Annotated in this window: 13 protein-coding genes; 7 read left to right on the top strand and 6 right to left on the bottom strand. The window is 67.8% G+C overall.

The genetic code is table 11. The features are described 5' to 3' along the window. Positions 1-9: 9 nt before the first annotated feature. Complete coding sequence (locus tag AC5ZH6_RS21375) at positions 10-822, top strand: mycofactocin-coupled SDR family oxidoreductase (RefSeq protein WP_014361292.1); 813 nt, start codon at positions 10-12, stop codon at positions 820-822. On the opposite strand, the gene AC5ZH6_RS21370 is transcribed toward AC5ZH6_RS21375, so the two are convergent. Next, the gene (locus AC5ZH6_RS21370) at positions 816-1,424 is read right to left on the bottom strand and encodes a TetR/AcrR family transcriptional regulator (protein ID WP_265076944.1); all 609 of its coding nucleotides are present in this window, start codon (positions 1,422-1,424) and stop codon (positions 816-818) included. The two genes, AC5ZH6_RS21375 and AC5ZH6_RS21370, sit on opposite strands and share 7 nt — an antisense overlap. Before the next feature lie 93 nt (positions 1,425-1,517). Between AC5ZH6_RS21370 and AC5ZH6_RS21365 the strand changes: the two genes are divergently transcribed. Both AC5ZH6_RS21365 and AC5ZH6_RS21360 read left to right on the top strand, forming a co-directional pair. Then, positions 1,518-1,901 carry a DUF1304 domain-containing protein gene (locus tag AC5ZH6_RS21365; RefSeq protein ID WP_079929043.1) on the top strand — a complete coding sequence of 128 codons (384 nt, stop codon included), beginning with the start codon at positions 1,518-1,520 and terminating at the stop codon, positions 1,899-1,901. Positions 1,902-1,951: 50 nt separating this feature from the next. Beyond that, positions 1,952-2,965 (top strand): NADP-dependent oxidoreductase, encoded by a 1,014-nt coding sequence (locus AC5ZH6_RS21360; protein ID WP_265076943.1) that lies wholly within the window; start codon positions 1,952-1,954, stop codon positions 2,963-2,965. A gap of 94 nt (positions 2,966-3,059) precedes the next feature. Here the strand turns inward: AC5ZH6_RS21360 and AC5ZH6_RS21355 are convergent, their stop codons facing one another. From AC5ZH6_RS21355 to AC5ZH6_RS21345, 3 genes are read right to left on the bottom strand one after another with little or no spacing between them, the layout of a single operon-like run. After that, complete coding sequence (locus AC5ZH6_RS21355) at positions 3,060-3,887, bottom strand: ATP-binding cassette domain-containing protein (protein ID WP_265076942.1); 828 nt, start codon at positions 3,885-3,887, stop codon at positions 3,060-3,062. Further along, complete coding sequence (locus AC5ZH6_RS21350; protein WP_265076941.1) at positions 3,884-4,930, bottom strand: ABC transporter permease; 1,047 nt, start codon at positions 4,928-4,930, stop codon at positions 3,884-3,886. Before AC5ZH6_RS21350 ends, AC5ZH6_RS21355 begins: the two co-directional genes overlap by 4 nt. A gap of 53 nt (positions 4,931-4,983) precedes the next feature. Beyond that, positions 4,984-6,045, bottom strand: coding sequence for a substrate-binding domain-containing protein (locus AC5ZH6_RS21345; protein WP_265076940.1), 1,062 nt, complete (start codon positions 6,043-6,045; stop codon positions 4,984-4,986). 245 nt (positions 6,046-6,290) lie between these two features. On the opposite strand from AC5ZH6_RS21345, the gene AC5ZH6_RS21340 reads away from it, so the two are divergent. After that, entirely contained in the window at positions 6,291-7,319 is a 1,029-nt protein-coding gene (locus tag AC5ZH6_RS21340; protein ID WP_020170203.1) for a LacI family DNA-binding transcriptional regulator, read from the top strand. 13 nt (positions 7,320-7,332) lie between these two features. Here AC5ZH6_RS21340 and AC5ZH6_RS21335 read toward each other — a convergent pair whose 3' ends face one another. Continuing rightward, complete coding sequence (locus AC5ZH6_RS21335; RefSeq protein WP_265076939.1) at positions 7,333-8,487, bottom strand: pyridoxal phosphate-dependent aminotransferase; 1,155 nt, start codon at positions 8,485-8,487, stop codon at positions 7,333-7,335. 144 nt (positions 8,488-8,631) lie between these two features. Between AC5ZH6_RS21335 and AC5ZH6_RS21330 the strand changes: the two genes are divergently transcribed. Together AC5ZH6_RS21330 and AC5ZH6_RS21325 are read left to right on the top strand one after the other, a co-directional pair. Then, positions 8,632-9,201 carry a pyridine nucleotide-disulfide oxidoreductase gene (locus AC5ZH6_RS21330; RefSeq protein WP_094600983.1) on the top strand — a complete coding sequence of 190 codons (570 nt, stop codon included), beginning with the start codon at positions 8,632-8,634 and terminating at the stop codon, positions 9,199-9,201. 160 nt (positions 9,202-9,361) lie between these two features. Next, positions 9,362-11,158 carry a serine/threonine-protein kinase gene (locus AC5ZH6_RS21325; RefSeq protein ID WP_014361287.1) on the top strand — a complete coding sequence of 599 codons (1,797 nt, stop codon included), beginning with the start codon at positions 9,362-9,364 and terminating at the stop codon, positions 11,156-11,158. Positions 11,159-11,161: 3 nt separating this feature from the next. Here AC5ZH6_RS21325 and AC5ZH6_RS21320 read toward each other — a convergent pair whose 3' ends face one another. Beyond that, positions 11,162-12,829: a DNA repair helicase XPB gene (locus AC5ZH6_RS21320; protein WP_496167791.1), complete on the bottom strand. Its 1,668-nt coding sequence runs from the start codon at positions 12,827-12,829 to the stop codon at positions 11,162-11,164. A gap of 365 nt (positions 12,830-13,194) precedes the next feature. Between AC5ZH6_RS21320 and AC5ZH6_RS21315 the strand changes: the two genes are divergently transcribed. Beyond that, positions 13,195-14,703 (top strand): MFS transporter, encoded by a 1,509-nt coding sequence (locus AC5ZH6_RS21315; protein ID WP_014361285.1) that lies wholly within the window; start codon positions 13,195-13,197, stop codon positions 14,701-14,703. The last annotated feature ends 14 nt before the right edge of the window (positions 14,704-14,717 follow it).

The following is a 14,717-nucleotide window of genomic DNA, read 5'->3' as shown; positions in this document are numbered from 1 at the left end:
GAGAACGACATGACACGACTCGAGGGCAAGGTCGCCTTCATCACCGGTGTGGCGCGCGGACAGGGCCGCGCCCACGCCGTGCGCCTGGCACGTGAGGGCGCCGGGATCATCGGCGTCGACCTCGCGGGACCGCTGCCCGGCGTGCCCTACGATTCCGCGACCCCCGACGACCTCGCCGAGACCGCGCGACTTGTCGAGGAACAGGGCGGCACAGCCGTTCTCACCCAATGCGATGTGCGTGACGCCGATGGGCTGACCGCGGCGGTCGCGGCCGGCGTCGAGAGGTTCGGCGGCCTCGACATCGTGGTGGCCAATGCCGGGATCTGTATTCCCCAGACCTACGACGAGATCACCGCGGAGAGCTTCCGCGACACCATCGACATCAACGTGATCGGGGTCTGGAACACGGTCCGGGCCACCGTGGATCCGCTGATCGCGCGTGGCGGTGGATCGGTGATCATCACCAGCTCGTATGCGGGGAAGAAGGTGCAGCCCTTCATGATCCACTACACCACCAGTAAGCACGCCCTGGTCGGGATGACCCGTGGTCTCGCCGCCGAGCTCGGCGCCCACAACATCCGCGTGAACTCCGTGCACCCCGGTGCGGTGAACACCCCGATGGGGTCGGGCAGCATGCGTGAACGCATCGAACAGACCAATGAGGCCAACCCGCGGCTCGCCGGGATGGGCATGGTGTTTCTCAACCAGTACGTCGCCGAGGCCGACGAGATCGCCAACGTGGTCGCCTTCCTCGCCTCCGACGAGTCGGCGTTCATCACCGCCGAGCACATCTCGATCGACGGTGGTGCGCAGCACTACTGAGCTGTGCGCTCGCTGCGCGCCTGCGCCCGCAGCGCCTCGGCGGCGGCGTCGAGGGTCGCCCGCGCGGCGTCGGGATCGATCCGGCTCAACGACAATGCGGCGATGTCGGCGGCGAGGGTGAGCCGGGTCAGTTGCCGCCGCACCCTCGCGTCGGCCCGGGGGAGCAGGGCGTCGACCCCGCGGCCGATCGCGTCGGTGAGCTCGCGGTGATAACCGGCGATCACCTCGTGCACCGCGGTATCCGAGCCGATCGGAGCCGCGGCGCTGACGAGTAGTAGACAGCCTTGCGGTGCATCGGGATTCGACGCCAGTGTGCCGATCGCGGCGCTCAGTGCGGTCAGGAAGTCCAGGATCGCCTCGGGTGCCACCGGGTCGGTGGTGAGCGGCTGCAGGCGCGGACGGACCACGGTGTCGAGGTAGTCCTCGACGGCGGCATCGAAGAGGCCCCGCATGTTGCCGTGGGCGTGGTAGATACTCGATCGGCCCACACCGGTGGCCTGTTCGACGTCGGCGACCGAGACGGCGTCGAAGCCGCGCCGCCAGAACAGATCGCGTGCCTGGCGGATCAGCTGCTGGGGGTCGTATCCGGCGGGGCGTCCCATGTGAACTCCGGTGATCGAGGGTTGACAAATTGTGCAACGATCATTCTAGTATAGTTCTGGAACGAACAGTGCACAATTCTGGAGGAGTGCCCGATGGCCGTCGCCATGATCGTCGTCGCAGCCCTGGCCGCGGCGTTGCACGTCTACATCTTCGTGCTCGAATCCCTTCTCTGGACCCACCCGCGCACCCGCGCGACTTTCGGCACCAGCGCGCAGGAGGCGCAGGCCACCCGCGAGATGGCGTTCAACCAGGGGTTCTACAACCTCTTCCTGGCGATCATCGTCGTCATCGGCGTGGCCTGCTGGTTCGCCGACCATGCTGTCGGCGCTGCACTGATCGGCGCCGGTGCGGGCTCGATGCTGGCCGCGGGGCTGGTGCTGCTCGTCTCCTCGCCCGACAAGGCCCGCGCCGCCCTCACCCAGCTCGCGTTTCCCCTGATCGCCCTCGTGCTGCTCGGCGTGACACTCGCGCTGTGAGCCTCGTTCGGACTCCACACCCCGACATCCACACCTTCAAGGAGAATTCGATGACCACCTCGACCAGCACCCAGATCCAACTCGTGAACCGGCCGGTGGGCTGGCCCACCCCTGATGACTTCCGCACGGTCGCCGTGGACCTTGCCGACCTCGCTCCGGGGGAGGTCCGCGTCGCCAACGAGTTCGTCTCCGTCGACCCGTACATGCGCGGGCGGATGATCGACACCCGCAGCTACGTCCCACCATTCGCCCTGGGGGAAACCATGACCGGCGGTGCGGTCGGCCGGGTCGTCGCGTCAAAGGCCGACGATCTGCCCGTCGGCACCCTCGTGCTGCATCAGCTCGGTTGGCGTGACGTCGCCCAGGCGCCGGCCGCCGAGTTCACCGCGGTGCCCGAACCGCCCACCGGCACAGCGACATCGGTGTACCTCGGCGTTCTCGGCCTCACCGGGATGACGGCCTATGTGGGACTCACCGCGGTCGCGGGGCTGAAAGACGGTGACATCGTGTTCATCTCGGGAGCCGCAGGCGCCGTCGGCAGTGTGGCCGGACAGATCGCACATCTGCTCGGTGCCGCCTCGGTCATCGGCTCGGCGGGTGGGCCGGCCAAGGTGGACCTGCTCACCTCCCGCTACGGCTTCGACGCCGCCCTCGATTACAAGGCGGCACCGGTGCGAAAGCAGTTGCGGGAGATGGCATCAGACGGGATCGACGTGTACTTCGACAACGTCGGCGGCGATCATCTCGAGGCCGCGCTCGATGTCTTCAACAACGGCGGACGTGCAGCGTTGTGCGGTGCCATCTCCTCCTACAACGAGACGCAGGCGCAGCCCGGACCGCGCAACATGAGCAACATCATCACCCGGGGACTGACCCTGCGCGGCTTCACTCTGCCCTCCTACATGGGCCTCGCACGCGAGTTCAACGAGAAGATGGCGGCGTGGCTGGCCGACGGGAAAATCGTCCACGACGAGACCGTCGTCGACGGCATCGACCACACGGTGGATGCCTTCCTCGGCATGATGCGCGGGGAGAATGTCGGAAAGATGTTGGTGCGCATCTGATCCCAGAGGTGGAAACCGCTCGGCTCAGCGGGGTCGGGGCGTGGCACTGAGCCGAGCGGTGTCTGGGGGCCTCGGAGTCCGGGGCGTAGGTACCTCAGACGTCCGAACGGGGCGGTGGCGGCACCGCGCCGGTCATGATCGCCACCGCCTCGGCGGCGGTGTGCGTCTTCGGGGTCACGACGGTCGCCCGACGCCCCAGTCGCGCAATGTGAATGCGGTCGGCGACCTCGAAGACGTCGGCCATGTTGTGGCTGATCAGGATCACCGGCAGACCGGTCGCCCGCAACTCCTCGATCACCCGCAGCACCTGCCCGGTCTCCTTGACCCCGAGCGCCGCCGTCGGTTCGTCGAGCACCACCAATCGCGTTGCGAACCCCGCGGCGCGGGCCACGGCCACCGCCTGACGCTGGCCACCGGACAGGGTCTCGACCGACTGGGACATGTTCTGCACGGTGGCGATCCCCAGGCCGCTGATCTTCTCGCGCGCCTGCTCACGCATGCCCCGCTTGTCGAGCATCCGCAACACCGACCCCAGTATCCCGGCGCGGCGTTGTTCGCGGCCGAGGTACATGTTGCTCGCGATGTCCAATGCCGGTGCGACAGCGAGATTCTGGTACACCGTCTCGATCCCCGCGTCGCGGGCGTCCTGCGGGATGCGGAAGTGCACACGCTGCCCGTCGAGGTAGATCTCGCCGGCATCGGGAATCAACGCTCCGGTCAGCGCCTTGATGAGCGTCGACTTGCCCGCTCCGTTGTCGCCGATGATCGCGAGCACCTCGCCCGGATAGAGTTCGAGGTCGACGCCGTCGAGGCCGACCACGCGTCCGAAGGTCTTGACCAGCCCGCGGGCCTGCAACACCGGTGCCTGCCCGGTCGCCGAGAGTCGGCCCAGCTCGGTCGGTTCCACGGTCTGGGCGCTCATGCGCTCACCCCTCGAATCCAGCGATCGATGGCGACCGCGGCGATCACCAGGATTCCGACCGCGAGCGTCTGATACTGCACGTTGACCCCGGCCAGAGCCAGGCCGCTGCGGAACACCCCGACGATCAGCGCACCGAGCAGGGTGCCCACCACCACCCCGCGGCCGCCGAAGAGGCTGGTGCCGCCGATCACGACGGCGGTGATGCTGTCGAGGTTGGCGTCGACGGCGGCGTTGGGACTCGCCGATCCGGTGCGCCCGATGAGAATCCAGGCGGCCAGGGCGAAGATGACGCCGGCCGTGGCATACACGCTGAACAGCACCCGTGAGGTCCGGATACCCGACAGGCGTGCGGCCTGCGAATCGTCGCCGACCGCGTATACGTGTCTGCCCCAGGCGGTCTGGCCGAGCGCGAACGCCACCACCGCGTACAGCACGAGCATGACGAGCACACCGGTGGTGATCCGGAACTGGCCCACCGGAATGGCGGTGCCGGTCCAATTGAGCAGTGACCCCAGCGAATCGCCGTCGATCGACTGGCCGCCGGAGAGGATCAGGGAGAGCGCGGTGAACACCGACAACGTGCCGAGGGTGACGATGAACGGGGGCAACTTGATGGTGGTGACGAGAACGCCGTTGAGGACGCCGCAGCCGAATCCCAGCACCAGCCCGATGAGCAGGGCCAGTGGGCCGGGTACGCCGTGTGCGCTCGCCAGCGAGCCCATCACCATCGTCACAAGGATCATCGCGGCGCCGACCGACAGGTCGATACCGGCGGTGAGGATGATCAGGGTCTGACCCAGGCCGAGGGTGGCGATGACCGCGACCTGCTGGACGACCAGCGACAGGTTGGTCGGTTCGACGAAATTCGGGTTGATGATGCCGAAGGCAATGATCGCCAGCAGGAGCACCGCCGCCGGCCCGAGCCACGGATATCCCAGCAGCAGGTGCTGAATCCGGTTGATGGGAGAGCGTTTACGCTGCTCGAACTCCTCGGCCGCGGTACTCGGTCCGGCCACGGATGTGTCGCTGAGGTCGGTGGGCATCGCCCCTCCTGTCGCATGCGGGCCCGTTGCGGTGGGACCGTCGATGATGCCGGTCAACTCTGTCCACCCCAGCACTGCTTGAGGCCTTCGGCCGCGGTGATGCTCGGGACGCCGGCCTGGGGCTGATCGGTGACGAGGTTGACGCCGGTGTCGAAGTAGTCGAGGCCGGGCGTCACCGCGTGTTTGGTGCCGTTCTTGATGTACTCGGAGATCGCATCCACGCCGAGAGAAGCCATCTTCAGCGGATACTGCTGCGAGGTGGCGCCGATGACCCCGGACTGCACCAGCTTCATGCCGGGGTCACAGCCGCCGTCGACCGAGACGATCGTGGCCTGTTTGCCCGCGGCGTTCAGCGCGTTGGACGCGCCGCTCGCAGCGGGTTCGTTGATCGTGTAGACGAGGTTGATGTCGGGGTTCTTCGACAGGCAGTTCTCCATCGCGGTGCGGCCGCCGTCCTCGGCGCCCTGGGAGGGCTGGTTGCAGACAATGGTGTATTGGCCGCCGCTGTAGCGCCCGGTGGGAGCCTCGTCGCCGTTCTTCTTCGGGTCGTTCAACGCAATCCCCATGCCCTGCAGGAAGCCCTGATCGCGGTTGTAGTCGACGGAGACCACCTTGTCGGAGTAGAGGTCGACCAGCGCGATCACCGCGGGCTTGCCCGCCAGCTTCTTCGCCGCCCATTGACCGATCAGCTCACCGGCGCGGAAGTTGTTGGTGGCAAAGGTGATATCGACCGTGTTCGCCGGATCCGGTGCGGTGTCGAGGGCGATGACGTAGAGGCCGGCGTCGCGGGCCTTCTTGATCGCCGCGTTGACGCCGGGGCCGTTCGGGGTGATCAGGATCCCCTTGTCGCCGCGGGCGATGGCGTTCTCGATCGCGGTGATCTGCGACGCCTCGTCGCCGTCGGTCTTGCCCGAGGCGACGGTCAGGTTGATCCCGTCCTTCTTTGCTGCCTGCTCGGCGCCGTTCTGCATCGTGACGAAATACGGGTTCGTCGAGGTCTTGGTGATGAGCGCAACGCCGGGTTGACCGTTGCTGTCGCTGGAACAACCGGCCAGGCAGGCGCCGCCGAGGCCGAGGGCGACGGCCATCAGGCCGACGTGTCGAAGTGATCTCACAGCCCGTGTCTTCGGCGTCATGTGAGTGATCTCCCCTCCCCGCGGAATCCGCGAGAGATATTGATAACGTTGTCAGAGAGTTATAACCCAGGTCACATTTGAAGTGCAATGGCTTGTCGCTATCAGGGAGAATTGACGCAGATAACGTTGTCAATGCTCCCGCCAACGTTGTCACCCGTCCGGTGTTTGCAAGGATTGACCCACCGCGCGAGCGCGCGGCCTCCGAGAGAAGAAGCGGGTGGGGAGTGGCCAACCACGGATCGAACCGTCGCGCGACGATGCGCGACGTCGCCCAGCACGCCGGGGTCAGCATCAAGACCGTGTCGCGGGTCGTCAACGACGAACCCGGGGTGCGTCCGGTTCTGGTGGAACGTGTGCGGAAGTCGGTACGCGAGCTCGATTACCGACCCGACACCGCCGCGCGCAGCCTCCGCCTGACGGGCGGGCGCACCGCGACCATTGCGCTGATCCTCGAGGATGTGGCCAATCCGTTCTCGGCGATGATCGGGCGGGCGGTCGAGAACGTGGCCGTACCAAAGGGTTTCATGGTGTTCTCGGCGAGCGTGGACGAGGACCCGGAGCGTGAGCGGGACTTCGTGGGGGAGTTCGCCGCCCGTCGTATCGACGGCCTCGTCATCGCCCCGACCGGCGACGACCAGTCCTACCTGCTGCCGCACATCGCCGCCGGTACCGCGGTGGTCTGCGTCGACCGGGAACCGCGCGGGTTGACCCTGGACACAATCGTGTCCACCAACACCCTCGGCGCGAGTGAGGGTGTGCGACATCTGATCTCGGGAGGCCATCGGCGCATCGGATTCATCGGCGACCTCGCGTCGATCATGACCGCCGAACAACGCCTCGACGGCTACCGGATGGCGCTCGCCGACGCCGGTATCCCGGCCGATCCGTCGCTGGTGATCCGCGACGCGCGCAACGAGCACCAGTCCGAGATGGCCGCGATGCGGCTGCTCACCGCAGACCATCCGCCCACCGCTCTGTTCACCGCGCAGAACCTCATCACCGTCGGTGCGTTGCGCGCGTTACGGCGACTGCATCTCAGCCACTCGGTGGCACTCGTCGGATTCGACGACTTCCCCCTCGCCGATCTCCTCGAACCCGGCGTCACCGTGGTGGCCCAGCAACCGACGGCGATGGGCTCCCTCGCCGCCGAACTCCTCCTCGCACGGATCGCTGATCCCGCCACGCTGCCGGGACGACATCTGGTGCCCACCAACCTCATTCGACGCGGATCGGGCGAGATCGCGGCACCCTGACCAGGCCCGGTCCTCACAGCCGTCGCAGCCGCCGGGCCGCCTCGGCGATCACCTCGTCGCGCTTGGAGAAGGCGAAGCGCACCATGTGTCGCCACGGGTCCTTGTCGTCGGCGAAGACGCTGACCGGTACCGCCGCCACCCCGATCCGCTCCGGCAGGGTCCGGCAGAACGCCTCGCCGTCGGTGATCCCGAGCGGGCGCGGGTCGGCGCACACGAAATAGGTTGCCTCGCTGCGGTGCACCTCGAATCCGGCGTCGGACAGCGCCGCCGACAACAGGTCTCGCTTGGCCTGCAGGGCGTGCGCGCTGCGGGTCACCCAGTCCATCTCCGACTCCAGTGCGTGGGCGACGGCGGGCTGGAACGGGCCCGATCCGACGTAGGTCATGAATTGCTTGGCCGCGCGGGCCGCGGCGACGAGTTCGGCCGGACCGGACAGCCAGCCGACCTTCCAGCCGGTGCAGTTGAAGGTCTTGGCGGCGCTGGAGATCCGGAGGGTCCGCTCGCGCATGCCGGGCAGCGTGGCCAGCGGCGTGTGCGTGCGTCCGTCGAACACCAGATGCTCGTACACCTCGTCGGTGACCGCGACGACGTCGTGCTCGAGACACAGCCGCGCGATCTCGGCGAGGTCGTCGTCGTGCAGGACGGTGCCGGTCGGATTGTGCGGGGAGTTCACCAGGATCAACGCGGTCCGCGGGCCGAACGCGGCGGCGAGTGCGTCGCGATCGAGGCGAAAGCCGTCGCCGTCGGGACGCAGCGGCACGGTGCGCCGCACCCCGCCGGCCATCGCGACGGTCGCGGCGTAGGAGTCGTAGTAGGGCTCCACCATGATCACCTCGGCGCCCGGCTCGGTGAGCCCGACGATCGCACCCGCGATCGCCTCCGTCGCGCCGACGGTGATCAGCACCTCCGTGTCGGGGTCGTAGTCGAGACCGTAATGCGCCCGCTGATGCTCGGCGACGGCATGCCGCAGTCGCGGTACGCCGATTCCCGGCGGGTACTGGTTGGCGCCGCCATTGATCGCCGCGCACGCGGCGGCCAGCATCGAGGCCGGGCCGTCGGTGTCGGGGAAGCCCTGGCCTAGATTCACCGCGTCGTGGGTGACGGCCAGGGCCGACATCTCGGCGAAGATCGTGGCGGTGAACGGGCGCAGGCGGGTGACGGTGGCCATGGTCTCAGGCTGTCACATCGGCTCCGGTGACCGCTCCGGACCGACTTCTTCGGTGATCGCCGCTTCCATGCCGACACCAAGGAGGGTGCAAGCGGGACGCCCGATGCTTGCGGCACCAACCGCAGACCTCCGAGAGGACACCCCATGAACACCACATTCGATCACCAGCCGGTCATCGAGCCGCTCGCCCGGCCCGGTCGACGTCTGGCCTGGCGTGCCGCCGTCGTCGCCGGGTGTCTCGGATTCGCGCTGGTCGCCGCGTGCGACGTCAGCCTCGGCTCCGATGCGATCGACGATCCCGACGACATCGGCGTCGGCGAATGTCTGGCGCTCGGCCCCGACGACGATCCCGGCAAGGTCGCCGCATCGGCGGCGTCGTGCGAGGACTCCGACGGTCTCACCTTCTACGTGGCCCGGCAGGTCGCTGCCGGCGCCGAGTGCGACGCCGCCAACACTTCGACGCTCACCTTCGGTGCCGACCGCGAGAGTCTCTGTCTGACACCGAACTTTGCCACCGGCAAGTGCTACCGGATACCGATCGGCGGCGACCTCGCCGATTATCGCGAGGTCGATTGCGGTGAACCGGCGCAGGACCGGACCATTGTCGCGCGTGCCGTGCAGCGCGGGGACGAGACGATCACCTGCGCAGACGAGGACACGACCTGGTCGTTTCGCGCGCCGAAATCCATCGGGTACTGCCTACGGGAGGTGTGAGTGCGCGGTCGGTCGAGCAGCCGATCGGAGGACACCCGAACACCCGACACCGACGTCGTCGGCGTGGCGCAGCCGGTAATGTGACCAGGGCTGACCGTCCGGCGCGAGCCGTGTGGAGGGCGCGTATCCGCTTCCGTCGTGCCGAGGAGGGCTGTCGAGGGTGGTCTACCAACCGGGTGACTCGTTCGCCGGCTACACGATCACGAGACTGATCGGGCGTGGCGGGATGGGCGAGGTCTACCTGGCCCGACATCCCAGCCTGCCGCGCAACGAGGCGGTCAAGATCCTGCCGTCCGATCTCAGCCGCGACCCGATGTTCCGGCAGCGATTCATGCGCGAGGCCGAACTCGCGTCGAGCATCGTGCATCCGAACATCGTCACCATCTACAACTCCGGCGAGTACGAGGGACATCTGTGGCTCGCCATGGAGTACATCGACGGTGTCGACGGCGGGGAGTTGTTGCGGCGCAGCCCCCGCGGGCTCAATCCCATGCTGGTGTCGGCGATCGCCACCGCGGTGGCGGCCGCCCTCGACGCCGCACATGCGCGCGGGCTACTGCACCGCGACGTCAAACCCGCCAACATCCTGATCGCCGAGAACGATTCCGCCGACGGCGGTGACACCGCCAGGCCGCCGCGGGTTCTGCTCGCCGACTTCGGGATCGCCAAATCGACCGGCGATGTCAGCAATCTGACCTCGGCCAACATGTTTCTCGGCACGGTGGCCTATGTGGCACCCGAACAGTTGCTGGGTGCCGAGGTCGACGGTCAGGCCGACCAGTACTCGCTGGCGGCCACCCTGTTCCAATTCCTGTGCGGCAGGCCGCCATTCGAGGGGACGAGTCAGGCCAACGTGATCGCCGCGCACCTGAGCAGCGCCCCGCCCGCGGTGTCGTCGTTGCGGCCGGGCACTTCTGCGGCCCTCGACGAGGTCATGCACCGCGCGTTGGCCAAGACACCGGCCGACCGGTTCGGCTCGTGCGGCGAACTCGCCGAACAACTCGGGCGTGCCCTGCGTGCCTCGCCCACCCGGGTCGGGACCCCGGTACCGGGGCCGACGGAGGTGATCCGGACCGCACGCCCGACGGTGTCGACACCACCCGTGGCACCGTCGACACCACCGGTGTACCCGCCGCCGGTGCCCCAACCGCCGGTGCCCCAACCGCCGGTGCCCCCGTATGCGCCGCCGCCGCAGTACTTTCCGCAGTCCGCACCCTCGGGTGCATTCCCGGGCCAACCGAACCAGCCCGGCCAGCCGAGTCAACCCGGCCAGCCGAGTCACCCAGGTTTCACCGGTGGCTATCCGATGCCGCCTGCGCGACGTTCGCGCGGAACGGTGACGATCGTTCTGGTTTCGCTCGTGGCTCTGGTGGTCGTGATCATCGCCGGGGTGGTGGTGGCCAACCTGATCTCCGGCTCGTCCTCCGACACGACCGCGCGATCATCGGGCAGCGCGTCGACGACCGGTGCCGCGCCCGGGACGACGACGCCCTACACCCGGCCGCCGGTGACCGAGGCACCCACCACCGTCACCAGCGCGAGTCAGATCACCGTGGGCAACTGCGTGCAGATCGGCCGAGACCGCGATGCGCAGGGCAATGTGTCGACGTCGAAGGTCGACTGCGCCACTGCGGCGATGACCTTCTATGCGGCCGGTTTCATCGCCGATTCCGCCGACTGCCCCAACGACCACAACGCCAGCCTGACCTTCGGTGACTCAGGCGACAAACTCTGTCTCACACCGAATTTCGTTCCGCAGGAGTGCTATCAGATCCCGAGTTCGGGCGGCTCGCTATCGGACTATCACGAGCTGGCGTGCGGGTCGGCCGCCGCGGCGGGCACTGTCGCCTTCCGCGTCACCAACCGGTCCACGAGCGCGCTGACCTGCGCGAGCGGTGAGGTGCGGTGGGCCTTCGAGCAGCCCCAGTCGCTGGGCTACTGTCTGGCGCAGGTGTAGGCGTCAGCCCGCAGATTCTTCACCGATGGTGGGCCCGAGGAGGTCGTCGGCGTCGGTGATCCGGTAGGCGTAGCCCTGCTCGGCGAGGAAGCGCTGCCGGTGGGCGGCGTAGTCGGCGTCGAGGGTGTCGCGGGAGACCACCGAATAGAAGTGTGCTTGTCCGCCATCGGATTTCGGTCGCAGTAGGCGTCCGAGGCGCTGCGCTTCTTCCTGCCGGGAACCGAAGGTGCCCGACACCTGCACGGCCACCGACGCCTCGGGCAGATCGATCGAGAAGTTCGCGACCTTGGACACCACGAGGGTCTGCAACTCGCCGGACCGGAAGCGGTCGAACAGGGCCTCACGCTCCTTGTTCTTGGTCGATCCCTGGATCACCGGGGCATCGAGTTCGCGGCCGAGTTCCTCGAGCTGGTCGATGTAGGCGCCGATGACCAGAGTCTGAGAATCCCTGTGGCGCGCCAGAATCGACCGCACGACGTTGACCTTGGTGTGCGCCGTCGAGCAGAGCTTGTATTTCGCCTCGTTCTCGGCGACGGCGTACTGCAGTCGTTCCTCGTCGGTAAGGGTCACCCGCACCTCGATGCACTCGGCGGGCGCGATCCAGCCCTGGGCCTCGATGTCCTTCCACGGCGCGTCGTAGCGCTTGGGGCCGATGAGGGAGAACACGTCGCCCTCGCGGCCGTCCTCGCGGACCAGGGTCGCGGTGAGGCCGAGTCGTCGGCGGGACTGCAGGTCGGCGGTCATCCGGAAGACCGGCGCCGGGAGCAGGTGCACCTCGTCGTAGATGATCAGGCCCCAATCGCGGGAGTCGAAGAGATCGAGGTTCTTGTACTCGCCCTTGGACTTTCGCGTCATCACCTGATAGGTGGCGATGGTGACCGGGCGAATCTCCTTGCGCTCGCCCGAATATTCACCGATCTCGTCCTCGGTCAGGGTGGTGCGGGCGACCAGTTCCCGCTTCCACTGGCGGCCCGCCACGGTGTTGGTGACCAGGATCAGTGTGGTGGCACCGGCCTTGGCCATCGCGGCCGCGCCGACCATCGTCTTGCCCGCACCGCACGGCAGCACCACGACGCCCGAGCCGCCCGCCCAGAACGAGTCGGCGGCCATCTCCTGGTAGTCGCGCAGATGCCAGTCGCCCTGGTCGAGGCCGATCGAGTGCGCCTCGCCGTCGACGTAACCCGCGAGGTCCTCGGCCGGCCAGCCGACCTTGAGCAGGATCTGCTTGAGTCGTCCTCGCTCGGACGGGTGCACGACGACGGTGTCGTCGTCGATGCGGGCGCCGAGCATCGGGGCGACCTTCTTGTTGCGGAGGATCTCCTCGAGCACCGCGCGGTCGAGGCTCACCAGCGTCAGTCCGTGGACGGGACTCTTGACCAGCTGGAGGCGGCCGAACCGACCCATGGTGTCGACGATGTCCATCAGCAGCGGCTGCGGCACCGCGTAGCGCGAGTAGGTGACCAGCGCGTCGACCACCTGCTCGGCGTCGTGGCCCGCCGCGCGCGCGTTCCACAGCGCCAGCGGGGTCACCCGGTAGGTGTGCACGTGTTCGGGTGCGCGTTCGAGCTCGGCAAACGGGGCGATCGCTGCGCGAGCGGACGCCGCGTCGGGGTGATCGACCTCGAGCAGCAGCGTCTTGTCGGATTGCACGATCAGGGGTCCATCGGTCACCCGATCCATTGTCCAGGTGTCTGCACGTCGCGTCGAATCCCGATCGCGCCCTCCCCGCCCGCGACGGCGCTCTTCACCACGCCGACGGCGCCTCGTCGAGCGCTGTCGGGACTGAGCTGAGCGCTGTCGGCGCTGTGGCGAGCGCCGTGGGCGTAACAGTGGGTGCTGTCGGCGCCGACATGGCCGATATGCCCGAAATCGGGTGAGTTCCGAAACGTCCGGAATCAAAAGGAGTTTCGCTGTCGTGGCGGACGGCGTACGCTATCCGGAGTACGGTCCTCCGGATATTGGTCCGTGGATCACCACACCAGGTCGGTGCATCGCGCCGACGCGTCCACCGCACGTCGACAAGAGCGAGTTCTCGAATGTCCTCACCTGTTTCGCCCTCCGCCGAACCCGATCCCCGGCGGTGGAAGGCCCTCGTCTTCATCTGTCTGGCCCAGCTGATGGTGGTCCTCGACGGCACCGTCGTCCAGATCGCCCTGCCCGACGCCAAGGTCGACCTCGGTATCAGCGACGCCAACCAGCAGTGGGTCATCACCGCCTACGCGCTGGCCTTCGGTGGTCTGCTCCTGTTCGGCGGTCGCATCGCCGACCTGTGGGGCCGTCGGCGCGCGCTGATGATCGGTCTCGTCGGATTCGCCTTCGCCTCCGCGCTGGGCGGGGCGGCGGTCAACCAGGGCATGCTGTTCGGCGCGCGGGCACTGCAGGGTGCGTTCGGTGCGCTGCTCGCCCCGGCCGCGTTGTCGCTGCTGACGGTGATGTTCACCGCGCCCAAGGAACGCGCCCGCGCCTTCGGTGTCTTCGGTGCGATCGCCGGTGGTGGCGCCGCGGTCGGCCTGCTGCTCGGTGGTCTGCTCACCCAGACCCTCGACTGGCGCTGGACGATGTACATCAACGTGGTCTTCGCCGCCGTCGCGCTGTTCGGTGCGATCGTCGAGATCAAGGAGCCGCCGCGGGCCCACGACAACGCCACGCACCTCGACGTCCTCGGCGTCGTCCTGGGCGGCGGGGGACTGGCCCTGGTCGTGTACGGATTCAGTCGTGCGGCCGAGGAGGGCTGGGGCGACACCGGGACCGTCATCTGCCTGATTGCCGCGGTGGTACTGCTCGCCGCGTTCGTGGGATGGCAGGCGCGTTACCGACATCCGTTGCTGCCCTTGCGGGTTGTCGCCGACCGTGCGCGCGGTGGAGCGTATCTGAGCGTCGCGATGTCGGTGATCGCGATGTTCGGCTCCTTCCTCTTCCTGACGCTCTACATGCAAGTGGTGCACCATTATTCGCCGCTGAGTGCCGGAGTTGCCTTCTTGCCCATGGTCGGTGGCATGCTGGTCGGCTCCACCCAGATCGCCGCGCGGCTCATCACCCGGGTGCCGCCGCGGTTCCTGCTGGTACCGGGCGCGCTCATCGCGGCCTGCGGAATGCTTCTGCTGAGCCAGATCTCGGCCGACTCCACCCGGTACTGGAGCGTGATCTTCCCGGCTCTGTTCCTGCTCGGCTGCGGGATGGGCACGGTGTTCATGACCTCGATGAATCTCGCCACCTACGGCGTCGAGCCACGCGACGCCGGTGTGGCGTCGGCGATGGTCAACACCTCACAGCAGGTCGGCGGCGCCATCGGTACGGCCCTGCTGAACACGATCGCCGCCACCGCGACGGCCTCCTACATCACCGGCCACATGGCCTCGGTGCACGGACCGGCCGACGCGAAGGTATTGCAGGCACAGGCCATGGTTCACGGTCAGAGCATCGGATTCTATGTCGCCGCAGCCATTCTCGCGGGTGTGGCGCTGGTGGCCGGGCTCCTGATCAACGTCCGGCGGCCGATCGGCGACGCACACGAGTCCGAGCCGGTCGCGGTGGCCGCGGGCTGACCCGGGCGCTGATC

Source organism: Gordonia sp. YC-XJ4 (assembly GCF_059511865.1).
Note: the sequence above shows the minus strand (reverse complement) of the source record. Positions and strands in the feature narration are given on the sequence as shown.